This is a genomic window from Microbacterium sp. dk485 (assembly GCF_004570445.1).
In the GTDB taxonomy this organism is placed as follows: domain Bacteria; phylum Actinomycetota; class Actinomycetes; order Actinomycetales; family Microbacteriaceae; genus Microbacterium; species Microbacterium wangchenii.
The window spans coordinates 275549-295929 of record NZ_SPQW01000002.1; the positions used below are offsets into that span (position 1 = coordinate 275549).

14 protein-coding genes are annotated in these 20381 nt (G+C 73.3%); 7 read left to right on the top strand and 7 right to left on the bottom strand.

Features of this window, described 5'->3' with window-relative positions:
* Both E4V99_RS11990 and E4V99_RS11995 read right to left on the bottom strand, forming a co-directional pair.
* Nucleotides 1-1389 (bottom strand): aminopeptidase P family protein, encoded by a 1389-nt coding sequence (locus E4V99_RS11990; RefSeq protein ID WP_240742888.1) that lies wholly within the window; start codon nt 1387-1389, stop codon nt 1-3.
* A 58-nt stretch (nt 1390-1447) separates the two neighbouring features.
* Complete coding sequence (locus E4V99_RS11995) at nt 1448-2479, bottom strand: endonuclease/exonuclease/phosphatase family protein (protein ID WP_187270452.1); 1032 nt, start codon at nt 2477-2479, stop codon at nt 1448-1450.
* A gap of 82 nt (nt 2480-2561) precedes the next feature.
* Here E4V99_RS11995 and E4V99_RS12000 point away from each other — a divergent pair, with 82 nt between their 5' ends.
* Nucleotides 2562-3425, top strand: coding sequence for a PHP domain-containing protein (locus E4V99_RS12000; RefSeq protein ID WP_135067552.1), 864 nt, complete (start codon nt 2562-2564; stop codon nt 3423-3425).
* A 22-nt stretch (nt 3426-3447) separates the two neighbouring features.
* Here the strand turns inward: E4V99_RS12000 and E4V99_RS12005 are convergent, their stop codons facing one another.
* A complete protein-coding gene (locus E4V99_RS12005) occupies nt 3448-4902 on the bottom strand; it encodes a DEAD/DEAH box helicase (RefSeq protein WP_135067549.1) in 1455 nt (484 codons plus the stop codon).
* A 151-nt stretch (nt 4903-5053) separates the two neighbouring features.
* Between E4V99_RS12005 and E4V99_RS12010 the strand changes: the two genes are divergently transcribed.
* Nucleotides 5054-5770, top strand: coding sequence for a ferritin-like fold-containing protein (locus E4V99_RS12010; protein WP_135067547.1), 717 nt, complete (start codon nt 5054-5056; stop codon nt 5768-5770).
* 18 nt (nt 5771-5788) lie between these two features.
* Here E4V99_RS12010 and E4V99_RS12015 read toward each other — a convergent pair whose 3' ends face one another.
* Nucleotides 5789-6079: a hypothetical protein gene (locus E4V99_RS12015; RefSeq protein ID WP_135067545.1), complete on the bottom strand. Its 291-nt coding sequence runs from the start codon at nt 6077-6079 to the stop codon at nt 5789-5791.
* Nucleotides 6080-6083: 4 nt separating this feature from the next.
* Nucleotides 6084-6308, bottom strand: a complete 225-nt coding sequence (locus tag E4V99_RS12020; RefSeq protein WP_135067543.1) for a DUF3107 domain-containing protein — start codon at nt 6306-6308, stop codon at nt 6084-6086.
* Between the two features lie 127 nt (nt 6309-6435).
* Here E4V99_RS12020 and E4V99_RS12025 point away from each other — a divergent pair, with 127 nt between their 5' ends.
* Both E4V99_RS12025 and E4V99_RS12030 read left to right on the top strand, forming a co-directional pair.
* Complete coding sequence (locus E4V99_RS12025; RefSeq protein WP_135117399.1) at nt 6436-9558, top strand: ATP-dependent DNA helicase; 3123 nt, start codon at nt 6436-6438, stop codon at nt 9556-9558.
* Entirely contained in the window at nt 9555-12839 is a 3285-nt protein-coding gene (locus E4V99_RS12030; protein WP_135117400.1) for an ATP-dependent DNA helicase, read from the top strand. Before E4V99_RS12025 ends, E4V99_RS12030 begins: the two co-directional genes overlap by 4 nt.
* On the opposite strand, the gene E4V99_RS12035 is transcribed toward E4V99_RS12030, so the two are convergent.
* A complete protein-coding gene (locus E4V99_RS12035; protein ID WP_135117401.1) occupies nt 12823-14169 on the bottom strand; it encodes a phosphotransferase in 1347 nt (448 codons plus the stop codon). The two genes, E4V99_RS12030 and E4V99_RS12035, sit on opposite strands and share 17 nt — an antisense overlap.
* 63 nt (nt 14170-14232) lie before the next feature.
* On the opposite strand from E4V99_RS12035, the gene nudC reads away from it, so the two are divergent.
* Both nudC and E4V99_RS12045 read left to right on the top strand, forming a co-directional pair.
* Nucleotides 14233-15138 carry an NAD(+) diphosphatase gene (nudC, locus tag E4V99_RS12040; RefSeq protein ID WP_135067535.1) on the top strand — a complete coding sequence of 302 codons (906 nt, stop codon included), beginning with the start codon at nt 14233-14235 and terminating at the stop codon, nt 15136-15138.
* Complete coding sequence (locus E4V99_RS12045; protein ID WP_135067533.1) at nt 15117-16886, top strand: ATP-dependent helicase; 1770 nt, start codon at nt 15117-15119, stop codon at nt 16884-16886. The genes nudC and E4V99_RS12045 overlap by 22 nt, the downstream gene beginning before the upstream one ends.
* 756 nt (nt 16887-17642) lie before the next feature.
* Here E4V99_RS12045 and E4V99_RS12050 read toward each other — a convergent pair.
* The gene (locus tag E4V99_RS12050; RefSeq protein ID WP_135067531.1) at nt 17643-19070 is read right to left on the bottom strand and encodes a zinc-dependent metalloprotease; all 1428 of its coding nucleotides are present in this window, start codon (nt 19068-19070) and stop codon (nt 17643-17645) included.
* A gap of 127 nt (nt 19071-19197) precedes the next feature.
* Between E4V99_RS12050 and E4V99_RS12055 the strand changes: the two genes are divergently transcribed.
* Nucleotides 19198-20319, top strand: coding sequence for a S16 family serine protease (locus E4V99_RS12055; protein ID WP_167747778.1), 1122 nt, complete (start codon nt 19198-19200; stop codon nt 20317-20319).
* The last annotated feature ends 62 nt before the right edge of the window (nt 20320-20381 follow it).

Here is a 20381-nt window from a genome sequence, read left to right on the forward strand (position 1 = left end):
TCAGCGGGCGCGTGCGACCCAGGCCTCGACCTCGTCCGCGGTGCGCGGAAGGGCCGCGGAGAGGTTCACCGCACCGTCGGCGGTCATCAGGACGTCGTCCTCGATCCGCACGCCGATGCCGCGGTACTCCTCGGGAACGGTCAGGTCGTCGGCCTGGAAGTACAGCCCCGGCTCGATGGTGAACACCATGCCGGGTTCGAGGATCCCGTCGTAGTACATCTCCCGCCGCGCCTGGGCGCAGTCGTGCACGTCGAGGCCGAGGTGATGGCTCGTGCCGTGCACCATGTAGCGGCGGTGCTGACCGCCGGCATCGGCATCCAGCGCCTCCTCGGCGGTCACGGGGAGCAGTCCCCATTCGGCCACGCGCTGCGCGATCACGGTCATGGCCGCCTCGTGCACGCTGCGGAACTTCACGCCGGGGCGCGCCGCGGCGAAGGCGGCGTCGGCGGCCTCGCGCACGGTCTCGTAGATCTTGCGCTGGATGGGGGAGAACCGGCCGTTCACCGGGATCGTGCGGGTGATGTCGGCGGTGTAGAGGGTGTCGATCTCCACGCCGGCGTCCACCAGGATGAGGTCGCCGGGGTGCACGGGGCCGTCGTTGCGGGTCCAGTGCAGGTAGCACGCGTGCGGGCCCGAGGCGGCGATCGTGTCGTAGCCCTCGGTGTTGCCGTCGGCGCGGGCGCGCGTGTGGAACACACCCTCCACGAGCCGCTCGCCGCGCGGGTGCGCGATGATGCGGGGGAGGTCGGCGACGATGTCGTCGAAGCCGCGCGCCGTGACCTCGACGGCGTGACGCATCTGCGCGATCTCGAACTCGTCCTTGATCAGGCGCAGTTCCGACACGAACCGCGTGAGGTCGGCGTCCTCGTCGACGACGAGGTCCCCGTCCTGCCGGTCGAGGCTGTCGATGTGGGCGGTGGCGAGGCCGAGTTCGGCGGCCACGCCCGCCAGAGCGGGACGGGGCCCGATCCAGAATTCGCCGATGGAGGCGTCGCTGTAGAACTCCGCCGAGGTGCGGTCGGCCCGCTCGCGGAAGTACAGCGTGGCCTCGTGACCGGCCCGGCCCGTCGGATCGAGCACCAGCACGGAGTCGGGCTCGGCGTCCGACCCCCACCCGGTCAGGTGCGCGAAGGCGGAGTGGGCGCGGAAGGGGTAATCGGTGTCGTTGCTGCGCTGCTTGAGGCTCCCGGCGGGCACGACGACGCGTCGTCCCGGGAAGGCGCGCGACACCGCGTCGCGGCGAGCGACGGCCCACGTGGCGGCCTCCCGTCGGGGCGGGATGATCTCGGGGCGGTCGGCCCAGCCGGTGGAGATGGTGTCGAGGAAGCCGCGGGGGAAAGGCTGACGGCGGTTCGTCGTGGTCGATTCCGTCGCATCCGCCGGAGTCATCGTGTCGCTCTCGCCTGTCGTGTCCATGACTCCCAGTCTCTCACCGACGTCGCCGGATTCAGTTCCCGGATGGCTCCAACTGCACGACCAGCGGCCGGTGGTCGCCGCCCTGCCCGTCCAGCGAGGTCAGCACGGCGGAGCCGGTGGCGGTCCAGTCCGGGGTGGCGAGGATGTGGTCGATGGGCGCGCCGAGCAGGGCCGGCATCGCGGTCGGCCATGTGCCCACCGCCCCGTTGCCGGTCTCCACGGTGGTCGCTCCGCACCGCCCCAGCACGCCGCCGTCCACGCCCATCCCCTGCATGTGATCCAGGGTGGCGTTGAAGTCGCCGGCGAGGATCACGTTGCCGCTCGCGCACTGATCGGCCAGCCACTGCAGGTCATCGCGCCACGCCTGCATGTACTCCCCGCGGGGGGCGACCGCGTGCGCGGCCACGACGGTGGGCCCCTGACCGTCCACGGGCATGGCCACGGCGCTGGGCACCGTGGAGGTGTTGCTCGTCCCATCCTGCGAGGAGGCGATGACGGAGTAGTCGCCCAGCTCGGGGGAGATGAGCATGGTCGTGGACGTGGCATCCCACCCGTCCACACCGTATTCACCGTACGCGGCGTGATGGGCCCACATCGGCGCCCCGAGCTCGCGCATCGTCACCGCGACCTGCTCGCCGGTCTGGATGGTCGTCTCCGGCAGCGTCACGATGTCGGCGCGCATCGCGACGGCGATCTGGGCGATCGTGTCTGCGGTGGTCGCCGACCCTGCGGTGTTCCAGGTGAGGACCCGGATGCTGGTCTCCGTCTTCTCCGGCATTGCGTCGTTGCCGAGCCCGCGCCCGGCCAGGATGCCTCCGTTGACGACGGCGGCGGCGCCGAGGACGAGGGCGAGGGTCAGCGCGAACACGCGCATCGGGCGGGCGAGGGCCAGCAGCAGGAAGACGAGGGCGAGGGCGCCGAAGACGACCGCGATGGGCCCGCGGAACGCGATCACCTGGGCGACGGGGAGCATGCGCTCCAGGTGGAAGAACTGCGGCCACGTGAGCACGGCGGCACCCACGATGCACACCGCAGCTCCGAGGAGACCCAGGATGCGACGCACGTCGGGAACTCTATGGCAGCAGTCTGGGAGGTGGGCGGATGCGACACCCCGTCGGGCGATACTCCCGCGCTACGCTCGAAGCGTGGAGCACGCGCGCAGGTTCGAAGGCCCGACCGACCTCCACCTTCACTCCATCCACTCCGACGGCACCGAGCCGCCCGCTCTCGTGGTGGCCGCCGCCCACCGGCACGGCTTGCGCACCGCGGCCCTGACCGACCACGACACGACCTCCGGATGGGCGGAGGCCGCGGACGCAGCGACCTCCCTCGGGATGACCTTCGTGCCGGGGATGGAGCTGTCGGCCCGGCATCAGTGGCGCAGCGTCCATCTGCTGGCCTATCTCATCGATCCCGACGACCCCGGCCTGCGTGCGATGACCGATCGCATCCGCTCCTCCCGCCTCGAGCGCGCCCAGGTGATGGCCGACCGCATCTCGCGCGACTACGACCTCGGCTGGGACGACATCCTGGCCCAGACGACCGACGGCGCCACGGTGGGACGGCCGCACATCGCCGACGCGCTGATCGCGCGGGGTGTCGTGCGAGACCGGGCGGAGGCGTTCCGGGGCATCCTCAGCCCGGGCGGGGAGTACTACGTCGCACTGTACGCGCCCGACCCGGTGACCGCCGTGCGACTGATCGCCGACGCCGGCGGCGTGCCCATCATGGCCCACCCCGCCGCGCGAGCGGGTCTCCTGCCCTCAGGGCTGCTGGACGAGATGCTCTCGGCGGGACTGGCCGGATTCGAGCTCGGTCACAGGGAGAACCTCCCTGCCCCCACGCGCACCCTGCGCCGGATCGCGGAAGAGCGCGACCTGATCGTCACGGGCTCCAGCGACTACCACGGGCTGGGAAAGCCCAACGAGCCGGGCGAGAACACGACCTCCGACGACATGGTGGAGCGCATCCTCGCCGCCGGCTCGGGGAGTGCTCCGGTCTTCCCGTAGCAGTCCCCGACGGCGGAGTGGGTCAGGCCGCGGGAGCGCCGTCGGCGCGTGAGCCGCCCCGGCGCCGACGACGCCGGCGAGGCGCCGAGTTGCCGTCGTGGTGCTCCTTGCCGCCGCCGTCGTGCGTGCCGCCGCCTCCGGGCGAACGGTCGGCGGAGGACTCGGCGGGCGCGCCTTCCTCCCCGGCGGTCCGGCGCCGCCGACGCCGACGCGGCGCGTCCGAGGAGCCCTCGGCGGGCTTGTCGGCGGGGCGGCGTTCGGTCGTCTTCTTCTCCGCCGACGCCTTGGGCGCGGTGACGAGGCGACCCTTGGTGCCCTCGGGGATGCCGAGGGCCGCGTAGAGGTGGGGGCTGGACGAGTACGTCTCCACCGGGTCGGGCTGGCCGAACTCGAGCGCGCGGTTGATGAGAGCCCACTTATGCAGGTCGTCCCAGTCGACGAAGGTCACCGCGATGCCGGTCTTGCCGGCACGGCCGGTGCGCCCCACGCGGTGCAGGTACGCCTTCTCGTCGTCGGGGATGGTGTGGTTGATGACGTGGGTGACGTCGTCGACGTCGATGCCGCGGGCGGCGACATCGGTGGCGATGAGCACATCGCGCTTGCCGGCCTTGAAGGCGGCCATGGAGCGCTCGCGCGACTCCTGGCTCATGTCGCCGTGCACGGCGGCGGCGTTGAAGCCGCGGTCGCCCAGCTCGTCGACGAGCTTCTGCGCGGCGCGCTTGGTGCGCGTGAAGATGACGGTCTTGCCGCGACCCTCGGCCTGCAGGATGCGGGCGATGATCTCGTCCTTGTCGAGCGAGTGCGCGCGGTAGACGAGGTGCTCGATGTTGGCCTGCGTCAGGCCCTCGTCGGGGTCGTTGGCGCGGATGTGGATGGGGTTGGACATGAACCGCCGCGCCAGCGCGACGATCGGCCCGGGCATGGTCGCGGAGAACAGCTGCGTGTGCCGGACGGTGGGGAGCTTGGTGAAGATCTTCTCGATGTCGGGGAGGAACCCGAGATCGAGCATCTTGTCGGCCTCGTCCAGCACGACCTCGGTCGCGTGCGAGAGGTCGAGGAGCCGCTGGTTGGACAGGTCGATGAGGCGCCCGGGGGTGCCGACGACGATCTGGGCGCCGGCCTTGAGCTGCTCGATCTGGCCCTCGTACGCCTTGCCGCCGTAGATCGCCACGACGCTGGTCGAGCGGTTCTGGGTGAGCATGTCCATGTCTTCGTACACCTGCACCGCGAGCTCGCGCGTGGGCACCACGATGAGCGCCTTCACGCCGTGCTCGGGATCCAGGCCCAGACGCTGGACGACGGGGATGCCGAAGCCGAAGGTCTTGCCGGTTCCGGTCTTGGCCTGACCGATGATGTCCTGGCCGGGCAGGCCCAGCGGAATGGTCTGCTCCTGGATGGGGAAGGCATCGATGATGCCCTTCGACGCGAGTGCGTCGACGATGTCCTGGTCCACGCCGAGCTCGGCGAAAGTCGTCACGATAGATGCCTGTCCGGCGGACGAGTGCCGCCTTGTGTCGAGGGGTCCACGCCCTTCCTCAGCCACAGGCGCGGGGCCCCGATCCGATGCCGGGGCACTTCCAGGATACCGGTCCCGCGGCTCCACCCCGGTCACGCCTAGGCTGTACCCCGTGTTCGAGTGGTTCCGTCGTCGTAACCGGCCCGAAGGGCGCCCCCTGACTCTGCGGTCCCGCGGCGATCTGGGGGATGCCACGCGCGTGGACTTCGAGGAGCTCGCGCCCGACGTCGACACCTACCTCGGCCAGGCGGCCTACCTGCAGCTGGGGTTCTTCGAGACGCTCAGCGAGCTGATCGCCTCCACGCCCGAACTGGCGCAGAAGGAATCGCTCTCCCGGGCCGCCGGCGCCGCGCTGCGCAAGCACGAGGAGCTCGTGGCCCTCATCCGGGAACGCGGCGACGACCCCACGGCGCTCATGCTCCCCTTCCGTGAGCAGCTGGACGCGTTCCGCCGTGCCACGCACGGCCTGCGCCCGCAGGAGACGATGCTCTCGGTGCACATCACCGCCGGAATGCTGGACGACTTCTACCTCGCGCTCTCGGCCAGCTACGGCGACACCGGACGCCGTGTCGCGCGCATCCTGCGCGCCGACGACGATCGTCAGGCGATCGTCGAGATCACGCAGCAGACGATCGCGAGCGACCAGGAGTGGGCGTCGCTGCTGGCGCTGTGGGGTCGCCGCCTGGTGGGCGACACGCTCCTGGTGGCGCGCTCGGCGCTGCGCACGCGCGCACTGGATGCGGCGGACGAGGCCAAGGTCGAACCGGTCTTCACCGACCTCATGCGCGGTCACGCGCGACGGATGGACGCGATGGGCCTGGCGGCCTGAGACCGGCGGGGGAGCGCGTCAGCGCAGGCGCAGCCGCTCGCGCTCGGCGGTGTCGCTGCGCACGCGTGCAGCCGACAGCACCGTGACCACGGGCACGGTCACGAGTGCCGGGACAGCCAGCGCCGCGACCCAGATGAGCGGATCCTCCGGACCCAGGCCCGCCCACGTCAGCCCTGTCCAGGCCACTGCGCCGGAGGCCGCCGCGATCAGCGGAGCCAGCGCGACACCGCGGGTGAGCCGCCGCGGCAGCGCGAAGTGCGCCGCCACGCCGATCACGGCAGCGACGAGGATGCCGAGGAGGATCTGCACGGGATCAGGCGACGAAGCCGACGCGGCGGGTGTCCTCCGTGCCGATCTCCACGAACGCGAGCCCGGCGGTGGGGACGAGGTAGGCGTTGCCCTTGCTGTCGGTGAAGGTCACGTGCGTCGCGGAGGCGTCCAGCGCGTCGGCGACGGCCTTCTTCACGACCTCCGGCGACTCGTTGGTCTCGAAGGTGAGTTCGCGGCCGGTGTTCGCGATTCCGATACGGATCTCCACGGGAACTGCCTTCCTGCCGGGGACGGTCCGGCACCACGAAAGACTCTACGACAGCCCTCCGGCCTCCCCGACCGGCGGCGCAACGCTCTGGGCGAACGATGTCGGAAACCGGAGGTAGCGTAGCGGCATGGTTCGGGGCGAGACGTTCGTTGCGGATGCCGCCCTGGACGAGTCGCAGCGCACGGTGACGGCACTGCCGGCGGACGCATCCGCCGTCGTGGCCGGCGCGCCGGGATCCGGCAAGACCGCGTCGCTGGTGGCGCGGGTGCGTGCCCTCGTGGCCGCCGGACTCGACCCGGACGACCTGCTCGTGCTCACCCCGACGCGTCCGAGCGCGACCGCCCTGCGCGATCCGCTGGGTCTTGCCGTGGGCCGCGCGACGGCCGGTCCGATGGCGCGCTCGGTGGCCTCCTTCGCCTACCACCTCGTCCGCGGGGCCGAGGTGCACGCCGGTGGCGAACCGCCGCAGCTGCTCACCGGCCGCGACGAGGACCAGATCATCCAGGACCTCCTCGCCGGCGATGCCGAGGACGAAGCCGCCGGACTGCGCCGCTGGCCCGACGACCTGGGGGCGGGCATCCGCGGGACGCGGGGCTTCCGCAGCGACGTGCGGGCTTTCCTGGCCGAGTGCACGACGCTCGGGATCCAGCCGGACGACCTCGACGCGCTCGCGGCGCGCTGCGACGTTCCGGCGTGGGCCGCACTGGCCTCCTTCGCCCGCGAGTACCACCGCGTCCGCTCCGACATGCGCGGCGCGTACCGCGATGCGGCGGGTCTCGTGCGCGAGGCCATCGGCATCGTGCGCACCGCCCCGGCCGCCGTCCTCGGCCGGTTCGCGGGGTTGCGCTGCATCCTCGTGGACGATGCCCAGGAGCTCACCGCCGGAGGCGTCGAACTTCTCGAGGCGTGCCGCGCCCGCGGGATCGGCGTCGTCGCGTGGGGAGACCCCGACGTGGGTTCGGGGGCCTTCCGCGGTGCCACACCGGAGAATTTCGCGCGCCTGGCGCACGTGCTCGGCAGGGTCGAGGTGCTCGGCACGGTGCACCGCGGCACCCGTGCGCAGGTCGACCTGGTCCGCTCGGTCACCGCGCGCATCGGCGCGGCCGGCGTGGTCGCGCACCGCCGGGCGCCCGAGGGGGCGGCCCCGGACGGCTCGGTGCGCACCTACCTGCTGCGCTCACCCGGCGAGGAGCTCGACGCCATCGCCCGGCTCCTGCGCGAGCGGCACGTCCTGGACGGCGTGCCGTGGCGGGAGTGCGCGGTCATCGCCCACGACTCCCGGCAGGTCTCCGCGCTGGAGACCGAGCTCGCCGCGCGCGAGGTGCCGGCGCGGGCGAGCGGCCCCGGCCGCCCCCTCGGCGCGCAGCGCCCCGTGCGGGACCTGCTCGCAGTGGTCGAACTGGCCGTGCAGGACCCGCAGGAGTGGACCGCGCCGGCCCTCACCGACGCGCTGCTGGGCGTGTGCGGCGGACTGGACCCCATCGAAGTGCGGCGGCTGCGGATGCTGCTGCGCTCGGCCGAGATCGCCGACGGCGGAGAGCGCACGGCGGGCGACCTGCTGGTCTCGGGCCTGCGGCATCCACTCGAACTTGAAGCGCTCGACACGCGCGAGGCGCGACGGGCCGCCCGCCTGGGGCTGACGCTTGCGGCCGTGCGCGCGCAGGCGGACGAGCACGCCACCGCCCACGAGCTGCTGTGGACCGTGTGGGAGCGCAGCGGACTGCAGCGGGCGTGGCGCGAAGCCGCCCGGGGAAACGGGCCCGTCGCCGATCAGGCCAACCGCGACCTGGATGCGGTCGTCGCACTCTTCCAGGCCGCGAAGCGCTTCGGCGAGCGTCAGCCGGGCGAACCGGCCGCCACGTTCGTTCGGGCCGTGCGCGACAGCGACGTCGCCGAAGACCGCCTCGACGACGTCGAGCGGGCCGACGCCGTGCACGTCCTCACTCCCGCAGCCGCCGCGGCGCGATCGTTCGACACCGTGATCGTGGCCGGGGTGCAGGACGGGATCTGGCCCAACACGCGCGTGCGCGGCGGGCTCCTGCAGACCTGGCGGCTCGCGGATGCGGTGCTGCGCCCCGATGCGCCCACGGCGGGCATCCTCGACCGCCGGCGACAGGCGATGCACGACGAGCTGCGCCTGTTCGCCCGCGCCGTCTCCCGCGCGAACAGGCGCCTCGTGGTCACGGCCGTGGACGACGACGACCAGGGTCCCAGCGTGTTCTTCGAGATGCTGCCGGCCCCTGAGCCGGCCGGCTCGCTGGCGGAGCATCCGCTGTCGCTGCGAGGCCTCGTCGCCCAGCACCGGCGCACGCTGACCTCAGCACGGTCCACCGCCGCACAGCGACGGGCGGCGGCGGGACAGCTCGCCGTGCTCGCCGGTGCGGAGGTCGCCGGAGCCGCCCCGGAGTCGTGGTACGGGATGCTGCCGCCCACCTCCACCGCGCCGCTGCGCGACCTCGACCGCGAGCCCGTGCGGGTGTCGCCCTCGCGGCTGCACGCGCTGGAGGAGTGTCAGCTCGACTGGGTCATCTCCGACCTGGGCGGAGACCGCCAGGGTATGACCGCCGGCATCGGGACGGTCCTGCACGCGGCGCTGGAGACCGCCGAGTCGCCGGACGAGGAGGCGCTGTGGGCGGCGGTGGAGGCGCGCTGGGGCGAACTGGAGTTCGAAGCGGCGTGGCGCGAGCGTGCCGAGCGCACGCGGGCGCGCGACCTCGTCCGCCGCCTCGCGCTGTACCTCGCGCGGTTCGCCGCCGACGGCGGCCGCCTCCTCGGCGCCGAGCGGCACTTCGAAGTGCCCATCCCGCTGGAAGACGCCGGCGCGCACGGCGCCGTGCTCAGCGGCGACATCGACCGCGTGGAGCTCGCCCCCGACGGTTCGGTGGTGATCGTCGATCTGAAGACCGGCAAGAGCGAGCCGCAGACCGACGCGAAGGTGGCCGAGAACCCCCAGCTCGCGGCGTACCAGCTCGCCCATGCGGCCGGGGCGATCGACGCCGTCGCCGGCATGCCGTCGGGCGGGGCCAAGCTGCTGGTGCTGCGGCCCACTGCCGCGACGGCGGACTACGTCACGCCCCGCCAGCCCCCCTTCGACGACGATCAGCGGACCGCGTTCGTCGCGCGCGTGGCCGATGCCGTCGACGTCATGCGCGGCACGAGCTTCGCGGCCGCGTACGAGGAGCACTGCCGCGACGAGTACGCGTACGGGGTGTGCCGCATCCACACGATCGCGGCGGTGAGCGCGTCGTGAGCGGCGTGATCCCGGCCGCGACGATCGCGGCCGCCCTGGGGCAGTTCGCGCCCACGCCCGAGCAGGCCGCCGTCATCGAGGCGCCGCTGGAGCCGGCCCTCGTGGTCGCCGGCGCCGGCAGCGGGAAGACCGAGACGATGGCCGGACGCGTCGTGTGGCTCGTGGCCAACGGACTGGTCCGCCGCGACGAGGTGCTCGGACTGACCTTCACGCGCAAGGCCGCCGGCGAGCTCGCCGAGCGCATCGCCCGGCGCCTGCACCGCTTGAGCGAGTACGAGCGTCGGGGCCTGCTCGCGCTCCTGCCCGAACTGCACCGCGCGGGAGAGCTGGCGCCGCTGGCGGACCTCGGCGAGGGCGCGCGCGCCGACGCGGAGCGCGCCGCGATCCTCGACGGCCTCGCCCAGCGCGCGGGGGCCCGGCCTGCCGAGGGGGACGGCGACGAGCTGCTGCACCGTCCCACGGTGGCGACCTACAACAGCTTCGCCGACGCACTGGTGCGCGAGCACGGCCTGCGCATCGGCCGCGACGCCGAAGCGGCGATCCTGTCCGAATCCGCCGCGTGGCTGCTGATGCGCCGCGTCGTGTTCGCCTCCGACGATCCCCGCCTCGAGCAGCGTCCGGAGGCGCCGCGCACGATCATCGACGCGGCCCTTCGGATCGCCCGCGACGGCGTGGACAACCTCGTCGACCTCGACGCGCTCGCCGCCTTCCCCGCCCGGTTCGCCTCCGTGCTGCAGCTTCCCTCCGCCCGCAAGGGCACGGGGGTGCTCAAGCCCGTCGAGACCGCCGTCGGCCGTGTCGACGCGCTGGGGATGCTCGCCGAACTGGCGCGGGAGTACGCGCGCGAGAAGGAGCGGCTCGGGGTCATGGACTTCGCCGACCAGGTCGCGGGGGCCCTGCAGATCGTGCGCGGTCATCCCGCCGTCGTCGACGAGGTGCGCGCCCGCTTCCGCGTCGTGCTGCTGGACGAGTACCAGGACACCTCGGTCGTGCAGACCGACCTCCTCTCCGCGCTGTTCGCCGGCACCGGCGTCATGGCGGTGGGCGACCCGCACCAGGCCATCTACGCGTGGCGCGGGGCGAGCGCGGGCAACCTGGCCGGCTTCCCCGCGGCCTTCGGCGGCGACTGCCTGCGCTTCTCGCTGCTGACCAGCTGGCGCAACAGCTCGCGCGTGCTGACAGCGGCCAACGCGGTGCTCCAGCCGCTCGCGCACGGCGCCGCGGTCGACGTCGAAGAGCTCCGCTCCCGCCCGGGAGCCCCCGCCGGGCAGATCACGGCGGTATTCGAGCGGGACCTCGACGCGGAAGCCGACCGCGTCGCGGAGTGGTTCGTCGGCGTCCGCGCCGCGCGCGCGGCGGAGGGCTCGCCCACGACGGGAGCCGTGCTGTTCCGCAGCAAGAAGCACATGGTGCGCTTCGGCGACGCACTCGGGCGTCGCGGCATCCCACACCGCATCCTGGGGCTGGGCGGGCTGCTCACCACGCCCGAGGTCGTCGACGTGGTGGCCGCGCTGCGGGTGCTGAGCGACCCCGACGCGGGGTCGTCGCTCCTTCGGCTGCTGTCGGGTCCGCGGTGGGCGATCGGCCTGGCCGACCTGCGCCGCCTCGCGCTGCTGGCCCGCCGCCTGGCCACCTCCGATGCCGCGCTGCAGCCGCTGGATGCCGTCGTGACCGAACGGCTGCGCTCGATCCCCGGTGCCGACCGGGCCTCGCTCGTCGACGCACTCGACTTCGTCGCGCGCCAGCGGGACGACCACGGGTGGCTGGCGGAGTTCACCCCTGCCGCGCGGGCCCGCCTGCGGGAGGCCGGCGCGGTGTTCGCGGGCCTCCGGCGCGCGATCGGCGCCCCGATCCCCGAACTCGTGCGCCTCATCGAGCTCGAGCTGCGCCTGGACGTCGAACTCGCCGCCAACGAGACGCGGGGGCCGGCCCGCATCGCCTCCGCGCAGCTGCGGGCGTTCGTGGACGAGATCTCCGGTTTCCTCGCCGCCGACGAGTCCGGTTCGGTGCCCAACCTGCTGGCGTGGTTGGACCATGCCGAGAAGCTGGACGAGTTCGCCCCGCGCACCGAGCCCCCCGAGGACGACGTGGTCCAGCTGCTCACGATCCACGGCTCGAAGGGGCTGGAGTGGGACGCCGTCGCGGTGGTGCGGTTGGTCACCGACGAACTCCCCTCGCTGCCGCGCGACACCGCCGGATGGCTCGGCTTCGGCGTGCTGCCCACCGCCTTCCGCGGAGACGCGCCGTGGCTGCCCGAACTGGCGTGGCGCTCGGCCGCGACCCAGCAGGAGCTCAAAGCGGCGATCGACGACTACGTGGCGGCCAACCGCAGACGGCAGCTCAACGAGGACCGGCGCCTGGCATACGTCGCCATCACGCGCGCCCGCGATTCCCTGCTGCTCTCCGGCTCCAGCTGGGCGGGCACCAAGCGGCCGCGCACGCGCAGCCCCTTCCTCACCGAGGTGGTGGAGGCCCTGGGGATCGAGCTGCCCGAGGATGACCCCGGCGACAACCCGTACGGCGACGAGCGGCGGCTGCTGCACTGGCCGATGGACCCGCTCGGGGTGCGCCGGCCCGCGGTGGCCGCGGCCGCGGCGGAGGTGGAACGTGCCCGCAGGGATCCCCTCCCCGAGCCGGATGAGGAGGCCGGGCTGCTGCTGGCCGAGCGCGCGGAGCGGATGCGACCGCTGCAGCGCACCGCGCCGGTGCGCATCCCGGCATCCCGCTACAAGGACTACGTCGCCGACTACGCCGGCGCTGTGGAGGCGCTGGATCGGCCCATGCCCGAGCGGCCCTATCGCCAGACGCGCCTGGGCACGCTGTTCCACGCGTGGGTCGAGCGCCGCTCAGGCCTCGTGGGTGCGGGCGGCGGCCTCGACGACGCTCTGTGGGACGACGGGCTGTGGGATGACGACGTCTCCGACGCGCTCCCCGCCGACGCGGCCGACCTGGCCGTCCTGCAGGAGAACTTCGAGCGGTCGGAGTGGGCGCCGCTGCGACCTCTGGAGGTCGAGACCGAGATCGACTACGTCGCGACCGACCTGGACGGCCGTCCGCACATCGTGATCTGCAAGCTCGACGCGGTGTACCGCCGCGGCGAGCGGATCGAGATCGTGGACTGGAAGACGGGGCGTCCGCCCGTCACCGACGCGGAGCGACGCGAGCGGATGCTGCAGCTGGAGCTGTACCGCGAGGCGTACGCGCAGCGGCACGGGGTGCCTCGGGAGCGGATCGACGTGGCGCTGTTCTACGTCGCCGACGGCCTCATCCTCCGGAACTGAGACGCGTCGAGCCGTCGCGTCCCCACCACCGCAGCGCCGCGCGCGATGCGCGGGCCGTTTCCTCCTCGAGCGGGCCGTCCTGGTCGGATGCGTCGGGCCCCGCGGGGGATCCGGTGTCGGCGGGGACCGGCGAGCCGTCGTCTGAGCGGTGCGCCCACCCGGTGATGTCGATCGGAGCCGTCGCGGTCTCCTCCGGGTGGCGCAGACCGTCGAGACCGAAGTCGGGGGAGTCGGCGGAGTCGGGCGGGCTGTCGGTGCGGTCGCGTTCGGTGGCGATGAACAGCGAGAGCATCTCGGGGTCGTACGTGTCCGTCTGCATCGAGGTGTCCGCCGCGACGGTGCCCGGCTCCGGCATGCGCTCCACGAACGCCATCGCGCTCTCCAGATCGACCGGCGCATTCGGCACGATCCGATCCCCGCGCACGCCGTCGGCGAGTGCATCCAGGAGGGCGACGGCGTCGTCGATGACCGTGTCGTCGCCGGTGTCGACGCCGTGCACGAGCCACCGGGCGAACTCCAGCTCGGCGTACAGGCGGGCGCGTTCGCGCAGCAGCGCGTCGGGCGCACGGGCGGCGTCGGCGGTGTAGCCGGACAGCACGGCGTCTGCCGCTTCCGGTGCCGAGGCGAGCCACCGCAGGTCGGTGGCGGGATCTCCCACGCTCAGGCCGGCCCACTCCAGTGCGCTCACGACGCGGACGTCATCGCCGTCGTCGGCGAGCAGGAAGGTGGACGACGTCGCGCCGCCGAGGACGACTGCCGACTCGAAACGCCACAGCTCGTCGGATTCGACCGCCCGGCGCCAGCGCTCGGCGAGCACGTCGGGTGCCCGTCGCGTCCCCTCCACGCGGTCGAGGAGTCGCACCACGTCGTCGCGCACCTGCTCGGGAGTGCGCACCGGCAGGCCATCGGTCCGCACGATCGAGGGCGGCAGCGCGTGCACGGCGGCGAGGGCGGCGCCCACGGCCGTGGCGATGCCGCGCCCCTTCGGCAAGTGCGCGGGGTCGACCCGGTAGCCGGGAAGGAAGTCCACCACCAGGACGCGGGCGGCACCCGAACCGCATTCGCCGAGGACCTCCGGCGCGCGGAAGGGCAGCAGAGCGCGCACGCCGGGGGTGAGGGCGACGAGCGCGCGGGACTCTGCCGCCAGGTCGGCCGCGGAATCCTCGCCGGCAGGCATGCGGACGACCGCGTCGCGCCCGTCCTCCAAGCGCACGAAGGCGGCGTCGAAACGACCCGCCGCGTGCTCCGTGAGGGGACCGGCTCCCACCACGGCGATGCGCGGCAGGGCCGCCGTCGCCGACGCGGCTAGAGTGAGTGGTGAGCGTGCCATGCGCCCAGGGTAGGCCGGGCCCGCCGCCCCGACCCCGCGCCACGCCTGTGAGAGAGGTACTCGATGACGGTTCCCGTCACGTCTTCTCCGCGTTTCGGCCCGGTCGACAGATCGCCCACCGAACGCATGACCGACGACCTGATCGCCCTCGCGCAGCGCGATCCGCGCACGAGAGTGCTCGTCGTGCGCGGCGACGCCGCCCCGCTCGCCCCCGACGGCGGCCTGACCGCGGTCGCGGTCGCGGACGTGCCGCAAGACGCCGTGTGGGCGTTCCTGGGCCGCCGGCCCGACGGCGCCGCGGTCCTGGCGGCCGCCTTCCCACCCGACCGCGATGACCCCGTCGATGCTCCCGGCGGATGGGGGGCGCTGCGGTCGATCGGCGGCGACCTCCCCGCCGACGACACGGCGGTGCTCATGCCCGCCATCGCGCTCGGACGGTGGCTCGTGGATGCCCCGTTCTGCCCGGCGTGCGGCACGCGCACCGAGCTCCAGCACGCCGGGTGGGCGCGGCGCTGCCCGCACTGCGGGCGCGAGCACTTCCCCCGCACCGACCCGGCCGTCATCGTCGCCGTCACGCGCGCGGACGACCCCGATCTGCTGCTGCTCGGCTCCAACGCGCTGTGGGGCGCCGACCGTTACTCGTGCTTCGCCGGCTTCGCCGAGGCAGGGGAGTCGCTCGAGGACGCCGTCGTGCGCGAGGTGCGCGAGGAGGCCGGCGTCACCGTCGGCGCGCTCCGGTACCGCGGCTCTCAGGGCTGGCCCTACCCGCGCTCGCTGATGCTCGGGTTCACGGCGGTGGCCACCGCGCCCGAGATCGCCCGGGCCGACGGTGAGGAGATCGTCGCGGTGCGGTGGTTCACGCGGTCCGAGATCGGTGACGCGCTGGCCGGGCGCGGCGCCCTCCAGCTGCCGGGCCCGGCCTCCATCGCCTCCCGCCTGATCCGTGAATGGCACGACGGCACACCGTGAGCGCACTGGACAACCTCGACGAACACCAGCGGGCCGCCGCATCCGCCCTCCGCGGCCCGGTGTGCGTGCTCGCCGGCGCCGGTACCGGCAAGACGCGCGTCATCACGCACCGCGTCGCGCACGGCGTGGACACCGGGGCGTACTCGCCCGGTCGCGTGATGGCGGTGACGTTCACCGCGAAGGCCGCGGGCGAGATGCGCGGGCGGCTGCGGGCGCTGGGGATCGACGGCGTCGCGGCCCGGACGTTCCACGCCGCGGCCCTGGCGCAGCTGAACTACTTCTGGCCCTCTCTCACCGGCGACGGGGCGCCGAACCTCGTCAGCAACAAGGTCAAGCTCCTCGCCCACGCGGCAGACGGCATCGGGCTGGCGCCGGACACCCCGACCCTTCGGGATGTGGCCAGCGCCATCGAATGGCGCAAGATCACGATGCGCAGCGTCGACGCCTTCGTGGCGGCACGCCCCACCCCGATCGGCCGTCTCGACGTGCAGCAGGTGGCCGATCTGCAGCGCGCGTACGAGAAGCTCAAGGACGAGCGCCGCCAGATGGACTTCGAAGACGTCCTGCTCACGTGCGCGGGGATGCTGGAAGCCGAACCGCGCGTCACGCAGGAGGTGCGCGAGCAGTACCGCCACTTCACCGTCGACGAGTTCCAGGACGTCTCGCCGCTGCAGTACCGCCTCCTGCAGCTGTGGCTGGGGGATCGGCGCGACCTGTGCGTCGTGGGGGACGCGAGTCAGACGATCTACTCGTTCGCCGGCGCCGACGCCCGCTACCTGCTGGATTTCCCGCGCACCCACGAAGACGCCCAGCTGTTCCGGCTGGAGACGAACTACCGATCTGCCGCGCCGGTGCTGGAGGTGGCCAACGCCCTCATGCGGGGCCGCCCGGGCGCCCTGGAACTCGTCCCCGCCCGCCCCGGCGGAGCTGCGCCGACGCCGGTGGTCCGCGCGTTCGACGACGACGAGGCGGAGGCCGCGGCGGTGGCACGTTCGATCGCCGACGCCATCGCCGGCGGCGTGGAGCCCTCCGCGATCGCGGTGCTGTACCGCTCGCATGCGCAGTCCGCGCCGCTCCTGGCCGCGCTGGCTGCTGCCGGCGTCGCCACGACGGTGCTCGGCGGCCGGCGCTTCTTCGATCAGCCCGAGGTCCGCCAGGCGGTCCTCGCCCTGCGGGCCGCCTCGGTCGCACCCATCGAGACCGACTTCGTCACCACGGTGCGTGACATCCTGCGCTCGCTGGGGCTCACGGACGAGCCGCCGCCGGCCGGCGGCGCGCTCCGGGAGTCGTGGGAAGCGCGCGCCGCGCTCCTGCGGCTCGCGGAGAACGCCGAGCCGGGAACCAGCCTGCGCGCCTTCACGGACGGCCTGGTCGCGCGCGCGAAGGACCAGCACGAGCCGACCACGCGCACCGTCACCCTCGCCACGCTGCACGCGGCGAAGGGCCTGGAGTGGGACCACGTGCATCTGGTCGGCCTGAGCGAGGGGCTGCTGCCGATCTCCTACGCCACGAGCTTCGAGGACATCGACGAAGAGCGGCGCCTGGCCTACGTCGGCATCACGCGGGCCGGGCGAACCCTGTCGGTGAGCTGGTCGCGCGGACGCGGGCGGTCGGCGCGGAATCCGTCGCGGTTCCTGCAGGAAATCGGCACGCGCAGTCTTCGTGCGGGGGATGCACCCGCCACACGCGGTTCGGTGCGTCCGCGCGCAGACGCACGGACCGCGCGGGAGTGGTCGTCGGGGCGGTGATCAGCTGCGCCGCCGCGCGCGCCGCCTCCACCGCGAGATCGGCATCGACGATGCACGGGCGCCCCACCAGCTGACTGGCCACGACCGGCCATGCCGGGTCGGCGTCGCGGGCGTGCGCCGCGTCGCACGCCAGACACGCCGTCACGCCGGGCTCGACGACAGGGCCCACGGTGGCGCCGGCGCCGTCGAACACCAGCGGAGCATGGCGGGCGTCGGCGGAGACGAGGGCGGCCGCCCGCCGCGGTTCGACCAGGTGTGCCGCCAGCAGGACGGCCGTCCACCCCGCAGGGACGACGGTGGCGGCGAACGGCGACCAGTGGGCTTCCCGTACGTGCGCACCTCTGCGGGTGAGGGCGTCGGCCACCGTCGCCCGCAGCCCCGGGTCGAGGTCGTCCGTGGTCTGCAGCACGATGCGCGCCTCAGGCGCGGTGCGCTCGAGCACCGGCTGGAGCTCCGCGAAGAACGCCTCCGCCTCGGCGCGGCCGATCCGACGCGTCTTCAGCAGCCCCGGGAGGGCGGATTCGGGGACGCCGCGGGCCAGGTCCGCCAGCAGGACCTCCTCCCACGGCTGCGGCTCCTCCAGCCGTGCGACGTCGTCGACACCGAACTGCAGGGTGGTGGCATCGCGCCACAAGGGGGGATGAGCGGGGTTCAAGCGCAGCATCCCCCGATTGTGCTCGTCGCACCCCGCGCTCTCGTCGGGCTGTCCACACCCGCCCGCGGCCGGCGGGCGGGTGCACGCCTGGGGAGGAGAGATCAGACGGGGCGGGGCCCCTCCGCATCCGGCTCGCCGGGGTCGGTGTCACCGGAGCCGGCGTCGCCGGCGTCGGGAGCGGCGGTGTCCTCCGACGTGCCCCCCTGCGCCTCCTCGGCCAGCAGCTGGGCGAGGGCGTCGTCGAGTTCGTCGTGCTGCGGCGCTTCGCCCCGCGCCTGCGCCGACACGCGGGCGACCAGTGCGGCCGGGTCGTCGATGTCGTCGGCGCTGGGCATGAGGTCGGGGTAGTCCCACAGGGCGTCCCGCGCGGCTGAGCCCACGGCGTCGGTCACGGCCTGCCACATCGCCGCCGCCTCCCGCATGCGCCGGGGGCGCAGCTCCAGGCCCACGAGCGATCCGAGCGCCTGCTCGGCCGGCCCGCCCACGGCGCGGCGGCGGCGCACGGCCTCCGCGATCCGGTCGGCGGAGGGAAGTCGTGTCGTGGCCTCGGCCGTGACGACATCCACCCAGCCCTCGATGGTCGCCAGGAGGTTCTCCAGCCGGGTCAGGGCGGCCGTCTGCTCCTCCGAGCGCGCCGGCAGCAGCGCGCCGCTCTCCAGCGCGCGACGCAGCTCCTCCGGCTCGGAGGGGTCGAACCGGCCGGCCAGGTCCTCCAAGGCGTCGGTGTCGACGTGGATGCCGGCGGCGAAATCACGCACCTGCGAGATGACGTGCAGTCGCAGCCACCGCGCGTGGCGGAACAGGCGGGCATGGGCGAGCTCGCGCGTCGCGAGGTACAGGGCCAGCTGATCGTCGGGGATCTCCAGATCCCGTCCGAAATCGGCGAAGTTCTGCGGCAGGATCGCCGCGTCGCCGTCGGGCATGACGGGGATGCCGACATCGCCGCCGCTGACCACCTCGGTGGAGAGGCGGCCCACGACGTGGCCGAGCTGGGTCGCGAAGAGCGATCCGCCCACCGTGCGCATGAGGCGTCCGGCGCCGGCGATGAGCTCCTGCATGTCGTCGGGCGCCTGCGAGCTCAGCGCGCTGGTCAGCGCGTCGGCGATGCTGGTGGCCACCGGCTCGGCGAGCTCCTGCCACACCGGCAGGGTCGCCTCCACCCATGCGCCGCGCGTGAGAACCCGCGGCGGGGCGGGCAGCTCCGAGATCGTCGTGGCCTCGCTCAGCCACAGGGCGGCGAGGGCGAATGCGGCATCGAGGTCGGTGCGCTGGCCCGACGTGATGGCCAGGCTGCTCTGATTGGCGATGTGCAGGGCCTGCCGCTTGGCCAGGTCCCACGAGATGCCCTCGTCGCCGGAGGCGAAGGCGCCCTGCAGGTGGCGCATCATCGTCTGCATCGTCGCGGGGTCGATGGGCATGCCCGACAGGCGCGACAGCTGCTCCGGGTCGATCCCGCCGCCCTCTCCGGCCAGAAGCTTGCGCAGGAGCTCCTGGAACTCCTCCTCGGGACTGCGGTCGTCGTCCGCCACTTCAGCCGCCTTTCAGCCGGGTCTACTCCTGGCGATCTACGCTAGTCGCACGCATCACTCGCACTCCCCGGCTGCCCCCGCGCTTCCTTACGCCGGTCGCGAACGACCAGGCGAAGAAAGGTTCCCCGTGGCGCTGTTCGACCAGGACACCACGATCGTGCCGCGCACGCGACCCCGGTTCAGCCGAGGAACCGTCGCCGGGCTGTGGGCACTGGTCATCGCCCTCGTCGTACTCCTGGTGATCACGTTCCTGCCCACCGCCTACGTCATCCAGCAGCCCGGCCCCGTGTACAACACCCTCGGCACGGTGAAGACCGCCGACGGCGAAGAGGTGCCGCTGATCTCCGTCGAGGACGCCGAGACCTACCCGCCCGAGGGGGCGCTGGACCTGCTGACGGTCCAGGTGGTCGGGAATCCCGAGCGCCGCCCGTCGTGGTTCGAGCTCGCCGTGGCGTGGTTCGACCCGTCCCGTGCGGTGCTCCCCCTGGAGGCGGTCTTCCCGCCGGGGCAGACCACCGAGCAGCGCAACGAGCAGAACGCCGCCCTCATGGTGGACTCGCAGCAGGAGGCCGCCGCCGCAGCACTGTCCGAGCTGGGGTACGAGGTGACCTCTCGCATCGCGGTCCACTCGCTCACCGACGACTCCGCCGCCGAGGGTCTCCTGGAGGCGGGGGATGTCATCCTCACCGTCGACGAGGCCCCCGCCGCCGATGCCCAGCAGGTGCGCGACGCCGTCGTGGCCGGCGAGGGAGACGCCGTCACGCTCGTGGTCGAGCGGGACGGGCAGCGCAGGGAGGTCACGGTCACCCCCCGCGAGGTCGAGTCCGAGGGTGAGACGACGTGGCTCATCGGCGTGCAGCTGATGGCGGAGTTCGACCTTCCCGTCGACGTCACCATCCAGCTCGACGATGTCGGAGGACCCAGCGCCGGGATGATGTTCGCGCTGGGGATCATGGACGTGCTGACTCCGGGCGACCTCACCGGTGGCGAGCGCATCGCCGGCACCGGGACCATCGACGCCGCCGGCGAGGTCGGACGGATCGGTGGCATCCGGCAGAAGCTGTACGGCGCGCGCGACGCGGGCGCGGAGTACTTCCTCGCGCCGGAGGGCAACTGCGACGAGGTGGTCGGTCACATCCCGTCGGGCGTGGAGGTGTTCGCCGTCGCCGATCTGGATGATGCCCTCGACGTGCTGGAAGCCATCCGCACCGACGCCGATCTCAGCGCGCTGCCCAGCTGCAGCCGCTGAGACCCGCGACCCCCTTCGCGCACGTGGTCGGGGGCCGCCGTGACGCACGGCGAACCCGCAGG